Consider the following 15,749-nt stretch of genomic DNA (forward strand, 5'->3'; position numbering starts at 1 on the left):
TGCGAATTCGGCTCAGTCTAGCAAAAGATTGTATCGGTTCAAAATAAACTTGACAGCGTTACGGATGAGGAAGAAGATTGAATCGGTTCAATAAATCCATTAGGATTTTGAATCGATTCAATCTGGCGGAGAATAGAGCGATGATCCCGATCAGTTCGCTATTCAAGGATATCTATGAAGACCGCTGGGGAAACCCGCGTAACAACCAACCTGCCGAGGAGGTCGAACGCGGCACGCGCCTGTTTGTCCTCATGCCGTTCATGCGTCGGTTCATCAGCAATCGCAAAGGCCCGGGCGCCTGGTCTTTCACCATCCCGATCGATCGCCGGCTTCGATAAGAGGCTCTCCTGAGGCGTTTGACCAAAATCAATTCCCGCGCGCTTCGCTTCCCCTATTCTGGCATCATCAAGGGGATATTGGCGGCATTGGCCGCTGCCGGAGGCCGGAACATGAACAGGATGCTGATGCCGAGCAGCCGCGAGCGGGTGCTGCTTTCCAGAGCCGGAATATTTGCAGAGCTGGACAGCGTGGAAGCCGAGGCGCTGCGCGCCTGCTCCACCGTAATCACGTCCGCTTCGCACGACATTCTCTTTCAGGAAGGCGAGCCAGGCGTTTATTTCTACAGCGTGCTGGAGGGCTACGTCCGGCTCTTTCGCCTGAACGGAGAAGGGCGTGAGGCAGACATCCGCATCTGCGAGCCCGGCGACAGCTTCGCCGAGTGTCTGATCCAGGCAGGCGGCATCTATCGCTACGGCGCCCAGTCGATGGACAACACGATGCTTGCCCGCTTCCACATCGGCAAGGTACGCGCCCTCTTGGCTGAACACCCGCAGATCGGCACTGCGATCATGCGCAGCCTGTCGCTGCATCTGCTGTCGACGATGGAATGCCTCGCCAACGACCGGATGCAGACGGCGCCGCAGCGCGTGGCACACTACCTTCTTTCGCATTGCGTGGAGGAAGGGCCGGCCATGGCGTCGCTGCGGCTACCCTTCCCGAAGAATCTGCTCGCCCGCAAGCTGGGTCTGGCGCCAGAGGCGCTGTCCCGCGCTTTCTCGACGCTCAAATCCGCAGGCGTGACCGTGCGCGGCCGTTTCATCGCCATCAACGACATCAATTCACTGAGAAGGATATGAAGCTAGGTCAGACCCCAGAAGCCATGTCTCTTGCCATGTTGTCGCTTCAACTGCGCGACATAGGCATCGTGGGAGCCAGCGCTGCTGAAATCGACGATATGGGGGGCGAGAGACGCGCATTCCGCCAGATGCCGTGCCGCATGCTTGTAGCGACTGGATCGCCCGCTATCGAGCGTAAAATCGATCATTGAACGCAAGACGATCGTGGCCGCGATCGGATGTTTGTCGGCCAGTGCTTCAGCAGCCGGCGTCATCAATTCATAGAGGTCACCGTCGAGCTCCGCCTTCCGCCTGACGATAAGTTTTGCGGCCTCGGCAAGTGCCGGCCAGCCCAGGAAAAAAACGAGCGACGTGTGGACGTCAGGGAAAGCCTGGGCATAGGCGAACGCCTTTTCCTCGGCCTCGATGTCATCGAAATCTGGCAATCGCTTCAGGAACGCGCGTAGGTGCACGTCGTTCAGCGATTGCTCGAACCACGTCCATCGATCGGCCTGAGCCTCGTCAGCGCGCCCCAAAGCTTCGAGCGTCGCGATACGGGCCAATTGCCACTCGACGGGATTTTCAGCCCGGCCTCCGATATCAGCTCGGTCCAGCGTCTCGAGTGCCTCGTCAGCACGTCCTGCCAAAAGCAGACGGTCGGCAATGTCTGCAGCCACCTGAGGGAACCTGCGGGTCTTTTCAGGCTGCTGGGCGATATACGCATCGACATCGCCCTGAGCGTCGGCGATCTCTTGCAGAGCGATATGCACGGTTAGTTCGCGGCGCTGCCTGCAGACTTCGTCCTCATAGATCGGGCCATGGGAACCCAAGCCGATGAGCCGACGGTCAGCGGCTGCGGGCTTTGCGAGAGGCTCGTTCGACCACTCCACGAACAAGGCTTTCAGATGTTCGAGACCATCGTTGCCGAGCGCCGCGACCATTGCCGTGATCAATTCGTCGTACTGGCCATAAGCATTCCCTTGGGCGGCTGCGAAGATCTTGTCGGCAAGGGTCTTGGTATCGATACCTGCCATCTTGGCGATAACACCGGCATCCGTGCGAGCTTGGTGAAAACTCTCCATGAGCGAACCGCTGCCATCGTCGGATCGCTCGAAGATCGAATCGCCAAGCGCCAGAAATTGCCAGATCAGTTCTAAGCCTTCTTTCGGATCGTCTGCGGCAACGATATCGACGATCGCCTTGCGTTGCGTTTCAAGATCGGCCTTGAGCTTCCTTACCTTGTGCCAGTCTATGTAGGTGCGAGCGCGAGCGATACTGACGAGCCGTTTGCGTATTTGACGCGCCATCTCGGCGCTGCTCTCGTTGCCGGCGAGCTCCATGCGAAGCCGTTGCTTGTGAGCGGCGCTGCCGGTGCTGATTTCGATCAGCAGCTCGGCAAGCCGTTGCGTGCCGAGCGCTTCCAGGTTCTTCGCATTGAGAGTCGTCTTCGCCGCCATTGCTCTTCGCTAGCTGATTTGCGTCAACGTTACCGTGCAGAGCATTCCGGTCCAAGATCGGGACGACGAAATAATCTAGAGACCACCCTGCACCCGCAGGAAGTCGACGATCGAACCGATGCCGTCGCCGCGTTTCATGTCGGAGAAGACGAAGGGGCGGGTCGCACGCATGCGCGTCGCATCCCGGTCCATCACATCGAGGTCAGCCCCGACATAAGGCGCCAGATCCTTCTTGTTGATGACAAGCAGATCGGACCTTGTGATACCCGGCCCGCCCTTTCGCGGGATTTCCTCACCCTGGCAGACGGAGATCACATAGATGGTGATGTCGGCGAGATCAGGCGAGAACGTCGCCGCCAGATTGTCACCACCGGATTCGATGAAAACAACATCGAGATCGGGGATGCGCTCGTTAAGACCTGCAATCGCCTGCAGATTGATCGTCGCATCCTCGCGGATGGCCGTATGCGGGCAGCCACCAGTCTCCACACCAACGATCCGCTCGGACGGGAGCGCCTGCATGCGCACCAGCGCCTCGGCATCCTCGGTCGTATAGATGTCGTTGGTCACGACGGCGACGGAATAGTCGTCGCGCATCGCCTTGCAGAGCTTTTCGGTCAGCGCCGTCTTGCCCGAGCCGACCGGCCCGCCGATACCGACGCGCAGAGGTCCATTTCTTGATTTCATGTGTCTTACTCCTATCGAAGTCAGATGATAGCGAAGCGCTGCTTTCCCGCCACCGTCAAATGACGCAGATATCAGCATAAGTCCTGCTCAGGAGCGGAACAGCCGCGTCTGCTGCGTCTCGTGGCGAAGCGCGGCAATGTCGGCCTGAACCGTCGCGGAACCGAGATCCTCGAGAGTGGAGCAGGCAGCACGCGCGGCAATATCCATCACATGCTCCTCCAGCCCGGCGAGAACGGCAACGCCGTCCTTCTGTCCCGTGACACCGAGCCGGATACCGGAGGAGACCGCCTGGGAGAGATAGGCATGCAGGAAGGCAGCCAGCGCTTTCTCGATTGCTATCCCGTGCGCGCCCGTCACCGCACCGACGGCCACCGGATAGGCCGTCTTCTTCGGCAATCGGCTGAACACGTCATCGGGCCAGGCCTGCGCAGCCATCAGGAAGGCTTCGCCAAGCAGCATCGTCTCCTGATGCCGCTCGCGCGAGCCGGCAAGCGCCGCCGCCAGTTCGGCCAGCTCGGCAAGGCGATCGCCTTTGTCATGACCACGATGGCTTTCGGCAAAGAGCACAGCATCGTTCCAGACCGAACCGTTGCCGATCAGCGTCTGAAGCCAGCGCCGCAGCATATCCGCATCGCCGACGAGTCCATCCGCCACCGCCCGCTCCAGCCCGCCTGAATAGGCGAAGGAACCGATGGGAAAAGCCGGCGAAAGCCATGCCGTCAGGCGCAGCAAAGCCTGCAGCTCGCGATCCTCAGCCATCAGGCGTCAATCGTGCTTGTGATGGTGGTGGCCGTGGTTATCACCATGCTCGTGATCATGGTCGTGATGATCGTGCCCATGGTCATGATGCTCGTGGTCGTGATGCCCGTGATCATGGTCATGCCCGTGCGAATGTCCGCCGTGAGAATGATAGGCGCCACGGGCAGGCTGGAAGGGCTCGTTAATATCGAGCACCATCGCGCCCAGCCCCTGCAACATGGTGCGGATGACGTGATCGCGCAGGATCACGATGCGATCCTCCTCGATCTGCGCCGAGAGATGACGGTTGCCGAGATGCCAGGCAAGTTCGATCAGATGCGCGCGGTCACGGCCGCGCACTTCAAACAGTTTCTCGTCGGCGGCAAGGATTTCGATCAGCTCGCCATCCTCGCGCACCAGCATGTCACCATTGGCGAAAAGCACCGGATCCTTGAGATCGAGCATCACCATCTCGCCGTTCTCCAGATGCAGGAGCTTGCGGCGCAGGTGCCGCAGATCGTGCGGCAGCTTGACCTGTGCGGTCGGATGGGAGGAAGGGGTGCCGGCGGGAAGGTAAGATGTGACGCGCTGCATGACATATCCATTAAACTGGGACCTAGACCATGCAAAATAGCCCTTCGCGATGCAAGCACCAATGCACGTTTCGTAACGCGCTAGCCTAGATTCCATATGCCTGCAGCAGGCTCCCCTCGTCAGGTCCGACACCCTGCACGCCAAGGCCGTTTTCGACGAGGCCATGCCAGGCGTGGTTCAGCCCTTCCCGCTCATGGACGACACGATTACGGCCGAGCGCCTTGGCGAGATAGAGCGCCTTGTCGGCGGAGGCATAGACCGCCTCCTTGTCGCGTCCCTCGTGGAGATCGGCAATACCCCCTGATATCGTGATGGTGACGTCATGCCCATCCGCCGGAATCGGCCGCGCGGCAATCTGTGCCCTCACCCCTTCAATGCGCGCCACCCGCTCCTCCCGCGTCCCGCCTTGAACGACAACACCGAACTCCTCGCCGCCGAGCCGCGCCACGACCGACGCGCCATCGAAAGCCGCAGAAAGCATGGCTGAGACGGCAGTAATGACGGCATCACCACAGCCATGGCCGAAACGGTCGTTGATCGCCTTGAAACGGTCGACGTCGAAAATGGCGAGACAGGCATCCCCCTCTACCCTCTCCAGGGCATCGGTGAAAGCACGCCGGTTCAGAAGCCCCGACAGCGTGTCGGTCCGGCTGAGCTTTTCGAATTTGGCACGGGAGACGGTCAGGTCATGAATGGCGAAACCCGCCACCAGCGACAGCACGCCGGACACCATTCCGCCGATCAACCAGGAGAGGATGATGGCAAAGATCATGGCATGCCCGAGGGTAATCGGCAGCACCCCCATGAAGTTGAGCGGAGGCAGCGTGATCACGATGATGAAGCCGGACAGAATAACCGCCAGAAAACTCATCTTCAGCGCAAAAGTATAAACGGTCTTGCGATGCTCGAAACTGCCTAGCTCAGCCTGAAGCGATATCCAGTTTTCCATGAGAATCGGCCTTCCTGCCTAGCGTCTTCAGGCCATTGATAGGGTTGCAATTGCTGCGGGGGTCTTAATCCAATCGCTAAAATTCGAGTGATTTCAGGGATTCAGCCGTTCTGTTTTTTCTAGCAGGGAGTGCAACTTTTCGGGACAGGCATGTCCACGATGGGAAACACATCTAAAAACTTGATTTCAAACGGATTTTACAGGGGACAATCGGCGCCTGTTCCAGAATGAACTATGGATTAAAAATCACAGTCTATCCACCGATTTTCACAACCAGTCGGGGAATGATGCTCAGATTTCACTTTAAGGGCAACAATGGGGAATAGTGTCTCTAAAACACAAGGGTTAAAACGGAAAATAACGCCGCGCCGTCAGCAGCGCCAAGCTGCAGAAGATCCTCTATACTTCAATTATAGAGACTAAGCGAAAGCACCAGCGTCTGCGGCAACGGGTTCCAGAAACCCGTTCGCAAGCCGCCTGTCCGTAGCGCAGCGGCAGTCCATGTATTGCAACCAAACAGCGCATTGAAATACCCCCTCGCCTCGAAGAACCTGTCGTAGTCGCCATATCCCCTGTCGCCGACCGGCACGACCGCTCCATTTTCCCGGATGAAACTGTCATTGATGAAGCCGAGCAATTGCTCGAAGCGCCCACCATCGACATTGAGAACCGTCACGGCCGGATGGGTTTCGGAGATGCCTCCGGCAACATCCACATGCATCACCGATCCGTCGATCGTCAGCGCCCGAAATACCGGCATCGGCTTCAGATCGGCCCAGGTCGGTGTCTCCAGATAGAATGAGCGACCGCCCCATCCGAAAATCAGCCATTGTGCGGCAGGATCGCTCACCGGAATGCCGGCATCCTCAAGGAATGAAAACGAACCCCGAAGCCGATCGTCGAGCGGGATCGCAATATCCGTATGGATCGGGCCGGAAAGCAGCAGAATGCGTTGCGAGGACGTCATATCGGGAGAAGCCTCGGCTGCCCCAAGCATAGGCCTTGGAATGAAGGTGCCACCGGCCACCAACAACAAAAACAGCGCGATCGCCCCTATAAGCCATCGCGCTGTCAGCTTCAAACCGCGCATGAAAGATGGGGCTCAGAACAGGAAATAACGCTGCGCCATCGGCAGCACCGTCGCCGGCTCGCAGGTCAGCAATTCGCCATTCGCCCGCACCTCATAGGTCTCCGGATCGACCTCGATATCAGGTGTCAGGTCGTTGTGGATCATCGACGCCTTGGAGATGCCGCCACGGGTATTCTTCACTGCAACGAGATTCTTGGCGACGCCGAGGCGGCCCTTGAGACCGGCGTCGAGCGAAGCCTGAGAAACGAAGGTGACCGAGGAGTTCGTCAGGCTCTTGCCGAAGGAGGCAAACATCGGACGGTAATGCACCGGCTGTGGCGTCGGGATCGAGGCATTCGGATCGCCCATCGGTGCAGCGACAATCGAGCCACCGAGCAACACCATGTCCGGCTTCACGCCGAAGAAGGCCGGGTTCCATAGAACGAGGTCGGCGCGTTTGCCAACTTCGATGGAGCCGATCTCATGGGACAGGCCATGGGCGATCGCCGGATTGATCGTGTATTTGGCGACATAGCGGCGGACACGGAAATTGTCGTTGTCGCCCTTCTCGTCTTTCAGGCGGCCGCGCTGGCGCTTCATCTTGTCGGCCGTCTGCCAGGTACGGATCAGCACTTCGCCGACACGGCCCATGGCCTGGCTATCCGACGAGATGATCGAGAAAGCGCCGATATCGTGCAGGATGTCTTCGGCCGCGATTGTCTCCTTGCGGATACGGCTTTCGGCAAAGGCGATATCTTCGGGGATCGACGACGACAGGTGATGGCAGACCATCAGCATGTCCAGGTGCTCGGCGATGGTGTTGACCGTATAGGGCCGCGTTGGATTGGTGGACGAAGGAATGACGTTCGGTTGGCCGCAGATCTTGATGATGTCGGGTGCGTGACCGCCGCCGGCCCCTTCCGTATGGAAGGCATGAATGGTGCGGCCCTTGATGGCGCCGATCGTATCCTCGACGAAGCCGCTCTCGTTCAGCGTATCCGTATGGATCATCACCTGCACATCATATTCGTCGGCAACCGACAGGCAGCAGTCGATGGCGCCGGGCGTCGTGCCCCAGTCCTCGTGCAGCTTCAGCGAGGTGGCGCCGGCGAGCACCATTTCCTGCAATGCACCCGGAAGCGACGCATTGCCCTTGCCGGCAAAAGCGAGGTTCATCGGGAAAGCATCGGCTGCCTCGATCATGCGCGCAATATGCCAAGGGCCAGGCGTGCAGGTCGTCGCAAGTGTCCCGTGCGCCGGCCCCGTGCCGCCGCCGAGCATGCAGGTCAGGCCGCTCATCAGCGCTTCCTCGATCTGCTGCGGCGCGATGAAATGGATATGGCTGTCCATGCCGCCGGCCGTGATGATCTTGCCTTCGCCGGCAATCGCTTCCGTGCCCGGACCGACGATGATATTGACGCCCGGCTGCATATCCGGATTGCCGGCCTTGCCGATCGCCGCGATACGACCGTCCTTCAAGCCGATATCGGCCTTGTAGATACCGGCATGGTCGATGATGACGGCATTGGTGATGACGGTATCGACCGCGCCATCTGCCCGCGTCACCTGGCTCTGGCCCATGCCGTCACGGATGACTTTCCCACCGCCGAACTTCACCTCTTCGCCATAGGTGGTAAAATCCTTTTCGATCTCGATGAAAAGCTCCGTATCGGCAAGGCGGACCTTGTCGCCGGTGGTCGGACCGAACATGCCGGCGTAAGCCTTGCGGGAGATCTTGTAGGGCATCTATCAGGCTCCTTGGGAGGAAGAGACGAATGGTTTTCCGGCAAGCCGTCTGAGACGGCCGGCCGCAATATGGGAGTCGACGAGCTGCTTCTCGGCGGCGAAGGGATGCCATTCCCAGCCCACATGGCCGAAGCCTCCGAGCGTCACCTCGTCGTTGGGAAATCTGTCGAGCACTTCGCCGATGACGATCATGCCACTGCTCGGCACGATGTAAGGCGCCGGCGAGAAGGCAGACAGCGCCTGATCGACGGCTTCGTGAACCTGTTTGTCAACGATCCGATGCACCTTGCCAGCTTCAGCACAGAAAGCGCTGAATTGGTTGGTGTAATCGTCGCAGAAATCATCGAGCTCCGGATGCGAAGCCGCAAGAGGTGCGCGCATCGCCGCGAATTTTTCGGGATTGCGCACACTCCAGATTTCCGAGGCTTCGACAACACCGGGATGTATGCGCCAGCTTTCCGAGCCGAGCATGGCCTTGGCGGGTCGGCCGGTATTGCACACAGCAACCACATCGGTGCGCGTGCCGCCAGCACCATAGGAGCGGCATTCGTTGAAGCGGATGACAAAGTCGGCGGCGTCGATGATCTCAGCCCCTCCTTCTCCCACTTCGCCGTTGCCCACGATCATGATCGTCCTGCCCACCTTACTGGCCCATTCCATTGGCGAGTTCTTTGAGCTCCTTGGTCCTGAGATCCGTCAGGTCAGCAAGGCAGCCCGCCACCAGCATCGGCTCCATCGTGCCGCCGCGCGCCTGAAAGCCGTAATTCTCACATTGAGCGTCGCGATAACTGATCCAGGCGCGTTGTGCCTTGAGAAGCGCCTGTTCGGCACCCTTCATGTCACCCTCGAGATCGCCGTCGATCGCCACCATGGCGGCACGCGTCTGCTTGTACTGGGCATTGAGCGCCTTGTCGGCCTCTTCATAGCGCGCCTCCGCGCAGCTCGTCATATCGGATTGTGTCTGCGCATTGTCGCAGTCCACGTCCTCGGCATGGGCAGCACCGGCGGCAAGCAGCATAAACGCTCCACCGATGAGCCCGATCTTCAAGCGCATGAATTTCCTCCCGTCATTTTCTTTTAATTAGAGCCGGCCCATGACGAGCTGGCGGAAGCCGTAGACTTCACGTTTGCCGGACAGAGGAATGAGAGTCACCGAGCGGGTCTGGCCCGGCTCAAAACGCACGGCCGTGCCGGCGGGAATATCGAGCCGCATGCCATGGGCCTTGTCGCGATCGAAGGACAGGCCGGCATTGGTCTCGGCAAAATGATAATGGCTGCCAACCTGCACCGGGCGGTCGCCGGTATTGGAAACCTCGAGCATCACAGTCGGTGCGCCGGCATTGAGCTCGATCTCGCCGCTCGCAGCAATGATTTCGCCAGGGATCATCTATCTCTCCTTAAGCCGCCTTGGGCGCGCAGCCCTCGGCCTTCAGAACACGTTTCGTGGAGGCCGGATTGTTCGCAAGTTTTGCCGCAGGCCGGATCGGCCTGATAACGAGATTGCCGCCGCAATTCGGGCACTCACCCTTGAGGACATTTTCAACGCAATCCGCACAGAACGTGCATTCGAATGTGCAGATCATCGCTTCCGCGCTCTCAGGCGGCAGATCCTTGTCGCAGCATTCGCAATTGGGTCGAAGCTCCAGCATGGCGTAATCCTCAGCGGATCGGTTCGTGCACGGTCACCAGCTTCGTGCCATCGGGGAATGTCGCCTCGACCTGCACGTCATGGATCATCTCTGCAATGCCTTCCATCACCTGGTCGCGGCTGATCACATGGGCGCCGGCCTCCATCAACTCGGCAACCGGGCGGCCATCACGCGCACCCTCGACGACAAAATCGCTGATGAGGGCGATAGCTTCCGGATAGTTCAGCTTGACGCCGCGCTCCATCCGCCGGCGGGCCACCATGGCGGCCATGGAAATCAACAGCTTGTCTTTTTCTCTCGGGGTGAGGTTCATCGTCTATCCGCTTGTTGAACTCATAGATTCCAGACTTTCGGCACAGGCGCTCCATTGCGCAAGGCGGAAATGACCGGGATGAGGATTTTTCTCAGCGCAAAGCCATCGGCTGCGGCAAGGCGCACGACGATCTTATCGCTCCAGGCGCTTGCCCCGCCCATATGCCCGTCCACGAGCGGCCGTACTTTGGTGAGATAGGCTTCCGACATCGGTCCGGCATAAAGCACCGTCGCAAAAGCCACCTGCCCGCCGAGCACCGCCTGCTCTGCCGCAAGCAGCGCCACGGCATCGGAAAGGCGCAACTCCTCGGCATGGATCAGCCGGCCCGACCGGCGGATACGCCAGCGATCGCGAAACAGCCCCGTCTCCATCGTCTCGCCCATCGCCTTGCGCCCGAGCAGGATAGCCTCGACGGCCAGGAACTCCGCGCTGTCGTCGAGATCAACATCCAGACGGCGAAACAATGAAGCGCGGTCGAAAAGAATGGTCTCCTGCGGCAGCCAGTCGACGCGGGCGCCCGGCCCAACCTCGATCTGCGTCGTCACCTCTGCCGTTCCGGCCGATGCCTTGTAGATCTTCTCGCAGGCCTGCGTCGTCACATCGATGCGCGTCCCTGCCCCAGCCGAGACGCTCCAGTTCATCCGGTCGCCGCCGGTCAGCCCGCCGGCCGTATTGATGAGAACAGCCTCCATCGAGGCATCGAACGTATCCGGCAGGCGGATCTTCGCTGCACCTTCCTGATAAAGCTCACGGATTCGCGTACGCCCATCCTGCACCTTGGCAGCAAGATGCCCGCGTCCTTCCGCTCTCTGCGGTCTTGTGATGCCCGCCGCCGCGCCTGTCATGCCACCCCCGTGCAGATGCCATCCTGTCTGGCAACTTGCGTTGAATGTGTCTGTTGACTGCAACAAAGCAAGTCCCGTGCCGCTTTCCGAAAGCCCGTGCCCCCACGGGCTATAAGGATGACGCGGAAGGCATTTGCCGCAAAATGCGGCATCTGCCAGCGCGATCGCCAAAGAGGTCATACGGTCAGATGGCGACGTGCTTCCGGCGTATCCAGCGTCTCGGCAAGGCCCTCGTGAACGATCTCGCCGCGATCCATGATGTAGACATAGTCGGCAAGCTCGCGGCAAAAATCGAGATATTGCTCGACGAGCAGGATCGCCATGCCGGTGGAATCGCGCAGGTAGCGGATTGCCCGGCCGATATCCTTGATGATCGACGGCTGGATACCCTCCGTCGGCTCGTCGAGCACGAGGATCTTCGGCCGCGTGACCATGGCGCGACCGATCGCCAGCTGCTGTTGCTGCCCGCCCGAGAGATCGCCGCCGCGACGGGACAACATCGACTTCAGCACAGGGAAGAGACTGAAGATATCGTCTGGGATGTTACGGTCGCGGCGGCCAAGCGGAGCAAAGCCGGTCTCGAGATTTTCCTTGACTGTCAGGAGCGGGAAGATTTCACGCCCCTGCGGCACATAGCCGATGCCCTGCTTGGCGCGGGCAAAAGGCGGCAGGCCGTTCAGCTTCGCATCGTTGAAGGTGATGGTTCCCGCCGATATGGGGTGCTGGCCGGTCACGGCGCGCAACAGCGAGCTCTTGCCCACGCCATTGCGTCCGAGCACGCAGGTGATCTTGCCCATCTCGGCCTTGATCGAGATACCGCGCAGCGCCTGCGCAGCACCATAGTGAAGATTTGCGTTTTCAACGGTCAGCATATTAGCGCCCCAGATAGTTTTCGATCACCTTCGGATCGTTGCTGACGAAATCGATGGATCCTTCGGCCAATACCGAACCTTCCGCCAGGCAGGTTACCTTGACACCAAGATCGCGGATGAAACCCATGTCGTGCTCGACGACGACGACCGAACGTGTCTTGGCGATATCCTTGAGCAGGATCGCCGTTTCCGCCGTTTCGGCATCGGTCATGCCCGCCACCGGTTCATCGACGAGCAAAAGTTTCGGCTCCTGCGCCAACAGCATGCCGATCTCCAGCCACTGCTTCTGGCCATGCGAGAGATTGGCGGCGAATTCGTCGCGGCGATGCGTCAGCCGCACCGTTTCCAGGATTTCCTCAATACGCGCCTTGTCCTCACCGGAGAGGCGATAAAACAGCGTTGAAAACACCGTGCGCCGGCGGTTCAGCGCCAGCTCCAGATTGTCCCAGACCGTATGGCTTTCGAAGACCGTGGGCTTCTGAAATTTCCGGCCGATGCCGAGCTGGGCGATATCGGCCTCATCCTTCTTGGTGAGATCGATCGTGCCGTTGAAGAAAACCTCACCCTCGTCGGGGCGGGTCTTGCCGGTGATGATATCCATCATCGTCGTCTTGCCGGCACCATTAGGGCCGATGATTGCTCTCAGTTCACCGGGTTCGATGACGATGGAGAGCGAATTCAGTGCCTTGAAGCCATCGAAGGAGACCGAGACACCGTTGAGATAGAGCACGCTGTTGGGTTTGACGTCGGGGATCATGGGTCTACTCCGCAGCCTGGATTTTCGCGTCGACGCCTTCTTCGACAGCCGCCGGCGGCACGCCATTCGAAACCGGTTTCCGCTTGCCGAGATACTGGGCGATCGTGCCGACGATGCCCTTGGGCAGCAGCAGCGTGACGAGCACGAAGAGGCCGCCGAGCGCGAACAGCCAGTAATCGGGAAAGAGGCCGGTGAAGATCGTCTTGCCGCCATTGACGAGGATGGCGCCGATGATCGGTCCGATCAGCGTCGCGCGGCCGCCGACGGCCGTCCAGATGACGACTTCGATGGAGTTGGCCGGTGCGAATTCACCGGGATTGATGATGCCGACCTGCGGCACATAAAGCGCGCCGGCAATACCCGCCATCATCGCCGAAACGACGAAGGTGAAGAGCTTGAAATGCTCGACGCGATAACCGAGGAAGCGCGTGCGACTTTCCGCATCGCGCACGCCAACCAGCACCTTGCCGAATTTCGAACGCACGATCGCCGAGGCAATCATCAGCGAGAGCGCCAGGAAGATCGCGGTTGCAGCAAAGAGCGTCGCACGCGTACCATCGGCCTGCACATTGAAGCCAAGGATATCCTTGAAATCGGTCATGCCGTTATTGCCGCCGAAGCCCATATCGTTGCGGAAGAAGGCGAGCAGCAGCGCATAAGTCATGGCCTGGGTGATGATCGACAGGTACACGCCGTTGACGCGCGAGCGGAAGGCGAACCAGCCGAAGACGAAGGCAAGCAGGCCGGGCACCAGCACCACCATCAGCGCGGCAAACCAGAACTGATCGAAACCGTACCAGAACCAGGGCAGTTCCTTCCAGTTCAGGAAGACCATGAAATCGGGCAGAACAGGGTCGCCATAGACGCCGCGCGAACCGATCTGGCGCATCAGATACATACCCATCGCATAACCACCGAGCGCGAAGAACGCGCCGTGGCCGAGCGAAAGGATGCCGCAGAAACCCCAGACGAGATCGAGCGCCAGCGCCAGCAGCGCGTAGGTCAGGTATTTGCCGAACAGCGCCATGATATACGTTGGTACATGCAGCGGATTGTCCGCCGAAGTCGCCAGATTGAGCACCGGCACCAGAACCGCGATCACCAGCAGGATGGCGATGGCAATGGAGATCCGGCGATCGAGAGACCGGAGAAGGAAGGCCGTAATCATGCTTCCACCGCCCTTCCTTTGAGTGCGAAGAGCCCGCGTGGACGCTTCTGGATGAAGAGAATGATGAGGACGAGCACCAGGATCTTGCCGAGCACGGCGCCGGCAAAGGGCTCGAGGAACTTGTTGACGACACCAAGCGACAATGCGCCGACCAGCGTGCCCCAGAGATTTCCGACACCACCGAAGACCACGACCATGAAACTGTCGATGATGTAGCTCTGGCCGAGGTTCGGCGAGACGTTATCGATCTGCGAGAGCGCCACGCCCGCCATGCCGGCAATGCCGGAGCCGAGCGCGAAGGTGAAGGCATCGACCCAGCCGGTGCGGATACCCATTGACGAGGCCATGCGCCGGTTCTGGGTGACGGCGCGCATCTGCAGGCCGAAGACGGAGCGCTTCAGGAGCATCAGCAGCGCCACGAAGACCGCCATCGAGAAGACGATGATCCAGAGCCGGTTCCAGGTGATCGACAGACCACCGAACTCGAAAGCCCCCGACATCCAGCTCGGGTTGCGGACTTCGCGGTTGGTCGGGCCGAAGACAGTGCGCACTGCCTGCTGCAGGATCAGCGAGACGCCCCAGGTAGCCAGCAGCGTTTCCAGCGGCCGGCCGTAAAGATAGCGGATGACGACGCGTTCGATGATAAGGCCGACGAAACCGGTGAAGACGAAGGCAGCAGGCACGGCAAAGGCCAGCGAATAATCCGCCATGCCGGGAAAATTCGCGGTGATATATTCCTGCACGACATAGGTGGTGTAGGCGCCGATCATCACCATCTCGCCATGCGCCATGTTGATGACGCCCATGACGCCGAAGGTGATGGCAAGGCCGATGGCCGCAAGCAGCAGCACCGAGCCGAGCGACAGCCCGTACCAGACATTCTGAACGATATTCCAGAGAGCCAGACTACGGTTGATGGTGCTGATATGCGCCTGAATGGCAGGTTTGAGATCATCGGGCGCGGTTGCCAGCGCCGTGGTCAGAATAGTCAGCGCATCGCGGCCGCCGCGGGCGGCAACCGTATCGATGGCAGCCCTCTTCTCGTCGGCGCTCATATCGCTCTTCAACACCATCACGGCGCGAGCCGCTTCCATGGTGCTCTTGATATCGGCGTCTTTTTCATCGGCCAGAGCGGAATTCAGCAGATCGAGATTGGCGGGATCGGCATCTTTCAGAAGGCCCTGGGCAGCCGCAAGGCGAGCGCCGCGATCGGGGCTCAGCAGCGTCAGCTGGCTCATCTGGGTGGCAATGAGCGTGCGCACCGAATTGTTGACCCTGACCTTGGACATCGTGTCGGGATCGATGTCGGCCACAGCCTCGCCGGTGAGCGGATCGGAATAGGTCGGCTCGTCATCGGTGCCGCCCTGCAGGAGCACGGGACCACCCTCATCGGAATTGACGTAAAGCAGGCCGTCGCTCAGCTGCTGCAATATCTGGCTGACATGCGCATCCTTGGAAGCGACGAGCGCCTTGATGGCCGCTTCACGCTCTGGAAAACCGCCGACGCCAAGTGCATCAACAAGGGCATGAACGTCGTCCTGGGCCTTGAGGCCGGTCGTCAGCCCCGTGAGCGTCAGGCAAATGGTCAAAAGAAAGATCTTGATGGCGCGATACATCGGCTTTCCCGCCTAAACTAGAGCATTTCGAAATGCTCTATCCCCCTGTTTTCGCAATTCCGGACGCAAACGCTGCGCAGTCTTTCTGGAATTGCTCCAGCGCCGGCCTGTTCGCCAACCCGCTGGGGACGGAGCTTCCGCCCGGATTTGAAATCCGGACGGAAGTTCTTCTGG

18 protein-coding genes and 1 pseudogene are annotated in these 15,749 nt (G+C 59.9%); 2 read left to right on the forward strand and 17 right to left on the reverse strand.

The features are described 5' to 3' along the window. The first annotated feature begins 140 nt into the window (after positions 1 to 140). Positions 141 to 338 carry a hypothetical protein gene (locus tag J2X71_RS23695; RefSeq protein WP_310385636.1) on the forward strand — a complete coding sequence of 66 codons (198 nt, stop codon included), beginning with the start codon at positions 141 to 143 and terminating at the stop codon, positions 336 to 338. Positions 339 to 449: 111 nt separating this feature from the next. After that, on the forward strand, positions 450 to 1,136 hold the full coding sequence (locus J2X71_RS23700) for a Crp/Fnr family transcriptional regulator (RefSeq protein WP_310385638.1): 687 nt from the start codon (positions 450 to 452) through the stop codon (positions 1,134 to 1,136). A 2-nt stretch (positions 1,137 to 1,138) separates the two neighbouring features. Here the strand turns inward: J2X71_RS23700 and J2X71_RS23705 are convergent, their stop codons facing one another. The 17 genes and pseudogenes from J2X71_RS23705 to urtB form a co-directional block, all read right to left on the reverse strand. Then, entirely contained in the window at positions 1,139 to 2,572 is a 1,434-nt protein-coding gene (locus J2X71_RS23705; RefSeq protein WP_310385640.1) for a DUF6880 family protein, read from the reverse strand. Positions 2,573 to 2,647: 75 nt separating this feature from the next. Further along, on the reverse strand, positions 2,648 to 3,259 hold the full coding sequence (ureG, locus tag J2X71_RS23710; RefSeq protein WP_007816053.1) for an urease accessory protein UreG: 612 nt from the start codon (positions 3,257 to 3,259) through the stop codon (positions 2,648 to 2,650). A gap of 87 nt (positions 3,260 to 3,346) precedes the next feature. Then, positions 3,347 to 4,018 (reverse strand): urease accessory protein UreF, encoded by a 672-nt coding sequence (locus tag J2X71_RS23715; RefSeq protein ID WP_310385644.1) that lies wholly within the window; start codon positions 4,016 to 4,018, stop codon positions 3,347 to 3,349. A 6-nt stretch (positions 4,019 to 4,024) separates the two neighbouring features. Further along, positions 4,025 to 4,591 carry an urease accessory protein UreE gene (gene ureE, locus J2X71_RS23720; RefSeq protein WP_310385646.1) on the reverse strand — a complete coding sequence of 189 codons (567 nt, stop codon included), beginning with the start codon at positions 4,589 to 4,591 and terminating at the stop codon, positions 4,025 to 4,027. A gap of 85 nt (positions 4,592 to 4,676) precedes the next feature. Beyond that, on the reverse strand, positions 4,677 to 5,540 hold the full coding sequence (locus tag J2X71_RS23725) for a GGDEF domain-containing protein (protein WP_113321649.1): 864 nt from the start codon (positions 5,538 to 5,540) through the stop codon (positions 4,677 to 4,679). A 406-nt stretch (positions 5,541 to 5,946) separates the two neighbouring features. Further along, entirely contained in the window at positions 5,947 to 6,621 is a 675-nt protein-coding gene (locus J2X71_RS23730) for a TIGR02117 family protein (RefSeq protein WP_310386179.1), read from the reverse strand. A gap of 21 nt (positions 6,622 to 6,642) precedes the next feature. Then, a complete protein-coding gene (gene ureC / locus J2X71_RS23735) occupies positions 6,643 to 8,355 on the reverse strand; it encodes an urease subunit alpha (protein ID WP_310385649.1) in 1,713 nt (570 codons plus the stop codon). 3 nt (positions 8,356 to 8,358) lie between these two features. After that, entirely contained in the window at positions 8,359 to 8,982 is a 624-nt protein-coding gene (locus J2X71_RS23740; protein WP_310386180.1) for a Urease operon accessory protein, read from the reverse strand. Positions 8,983 to 8,998: 16 nt separating this feature from the next. Beyond that, entirely contained in the window at positions 8,999 to 9,409 is a 411-nt protein-coding gene (locus tag J2X71_RS23745; protein ID WP_310385651.1) for a lysozyme inhibitor LprI family protein, read from the reverse strand. A 27-nt stretch (positions 9,410 to 9,436) separates the two neighbouring features. Continuing rightward, positions 9,437 to 9,742, reverse strand: coding sequence for an urease subunit beta (locus J2X71_RS23750; protein WP_113321646.1), 306 nt, complete (start codon positions 9,740 to 9,742; stop codon positions 9,437 to 9,439). Between the two features lie 10 nt (positions 9,743 to 9,752). Then, entirely contained in the window at positions 9,753 to 10,004 is a 252-nt protein-coding gene (locus J2X71_RS23755; RefSeq protein ID WP_113321645.1) for a DUF1272 domain-containing protein, read from the reverse strand. Between the two features lie 10 nt (positions 10,005 to 10,014). Beyond that, positions 10,015 to 10,317 carry an urease subunit gamma gene (locus J2X71_RS23760; protein WP_310385656.1) on the reverse strand — a complete coding sequence of 101 codons (303 nt, stop codon included), beginning with the start codon at positions 10,315 to 10,317 and terminating at the stop codon, positions 10,015 to 10,017. A gap of 20 nt (positions 10,318 to 10,337) precedes the next feature. Further along, a complete protein-coding gene (locus J2X71_RS23765) occupies positions 10,338 to 11,162 on the reverse strand; it encodes an urease accessory protein UreD (RefSeq protein ID WP_310385658.1) in 825 nt (274 codons plus the stop codon). Between the two features lie 176 nt (positions 11,163 to 11,338). Continuing rightward, on the reverse strand, positions 11,339 to 12,034 hold the full coding sequence (urtE, locus tag J2X71_RS23770; protein ID WP_007816041.1) for an urea ABC transporter ATP-binding subunit UrtE: 696 nt from the start codon (positions 12,032 to 12,034) through the stop codon (positions 11,339 to 11,341). Position 12,035: 1 nt separating this feature from the next. Continuing rightward, complete coding sequence (gene urtD, locus J2X71_RS23775; protein WP_113185400.1) at positions 12,036 to 12,791, reverse strand: urea ABC transporter ATP-binding protein UrtD; 756 nt, start codon at positions 12,789 to 12,791, stop codon at positions 12,036 to 12,038. 76 nt (positions 12,792 to 12,867) lie between these two features. Then, a pseudogene (urtC, locus tag J2X71_RS23780) lies at positions 12,868 to 13,959 on the reverse strand (urea ABC transporter permease subunit UrtC); the annotation flags it as partial. Beyond that, the gene (gene urtB / locus J2X71_RS23785; protein WP_310385662.1) at positions 13,956 to 15,575 is read right to left on the reverse strand and encodes an urea ABC transporter permease subunit UrtB; all 1,620 of its coding nucleotides are present in this window, start codon (positions 15,573 to 15,575) and stop codon (positions 13,956 to 13,958) included. The pseudogene urtC and the gene urtB, both read right to left, overlap by 4 nt. Positions 15,576 to 15,749: the final 174 nt, after the last annotated feature.

The sequence above is a fragment of the Rhizobium sp. 1399 genome, from assembly GCF_031455475.1.
In the GTDB taxonomy this organism is placed as follows: domain Bacteria; phylum Pseudomonadota; class Alphaproteobacteria; order Rhizobiales; family Rhizobiaceae; genus Rhizobium.

What these genes read in the sequence shown, in the direction of transcription:
- J2X71_RS23765 (WP_310385658.1), bottom strand. Translation starts at nt 11,162, where the DNA reads ATGACAGGCGCGGCGGCGGGCATCACAAGACCGCAGAGAGCGGAAGGA.
- urtB (WP_310385662.1), bottom strand. Translation starts at nt 15,575, where the DNA reads ATGTATCGCGCCATCAAGATCTTTCTTTTGACCATTTGCCTGACGCTC.
- J2X71_RS23705 (WP_310385640.1), bottom strand. Translation starts at nt 2,572, where the DNA reads ATGGCGGCGAAGACGACTCTCAATGCGAAGAACCTGGAAGCGCTCGGC.
- ureC (WP_310385649.1), bottom strand. Translation starts at nt 8,355, where the DNA reads ATGCCCTACAAGATCTCCCGCAAGGCTTACGCCGGCATGTTCGGTCCG.
- J2X71_RS23725 (WP_113321649.1), bottom strand. Translation starts at nt 5,540, where the DNA reads ATGGAAAACTGGATATCGCTTCAGGCTGAGCTAGGCAGTTTCGAGCAT.
- ureE (WP_310385646.1), bottom strand. Translation starts at nt 4,591, where the DNA reads ATGCAGCGCGTCACATCTTACCTTCCCGCCGGCACCCCTTCCTCCCAT.
- J2X71_RS23760 (WP_310385656.1), bottom strand. Translation starts at nt 10,317, where the DNA reads ATGAACCTCACCCCGAGAGAAAAAGACAAGCTGTTGATTTCCATGGCC.
- J2X71_RS23715 (WP_310385644.1), bottom strand. Translation starts at nt 4,018, where the DNA reads ATGGCTGAGGATCGCGAGCTGCAGGCTTTGCTGCGCCTGACGGCATGG.
- J2X71_RS23745 (WP_310385651.1), bottom strand. Translation starts at nt 9,409, where the DNA reads ATGCGCTTGAAGATCGGGCTCATCGGTGGAGCGTTTATGCTGCTTGCC.
- J2X71_RS23755 (WP_113321645.1), bottom strand. Translation starts at nt 10,004, where the DNA reads ATGCTGGAGCTTCGACCCAATTGCGAATGCTGCGACAAGGATCTGCCG.
- J2X71_RS23750 (WP_113321646.1), bottom strand. Translation starts at nt 9,742, where the DNA reads ATGATCCCTGGCGAAATCATTGCTGCGAGCGGCGAGATCGAGCTCAAT.
- ureG (WP_007816053.1), bottom strand. Translation starts at nt 3,259, where the DNA reads ATGAAATCAAGAAATGGACCTCTGCGCGTCGGTATCGGCGGGCCGGTC.
- urtE (WP_007816041.1), bottom strand. Translation starts at nt 12,034, where the DNA reads ATGCTGACCGTTGAAAACGCAAATCTTCACTATGGTGCTGCGCAGGCG.
- J2X71_RS23695 (WP_310385636.1), top strand. Translation starts at nt 141, where the DNA reads ATGATCCCGATCAGTTCGCTATTCAAGGATATCTATGAAGACCGCTGG.
- urtD (WP_113185400.1), bottom strand. Translation starts at nt 12,791, where the DNA reads ATGATCCCCGACGTCAAACCCAACAGCGTGCTCTATCTCAACGGTGTC.
- J2X71_RS23740 (WP_310386180.1), bottom strand. Translation starts at nt 8,982, where the DNA reads ATGATCGTGGGCAACGGCGAAGTGGGAGAAGGAGGGGCTGAGATCATC.
- J2X71_RS23700 (WP_310385638.1), top strand. Translation starts at nt 450, where the DNA reads ATGAACAGGATGCTGATGCCGAGCAGCCGCGAGCGGGTGCTGCTTTCC.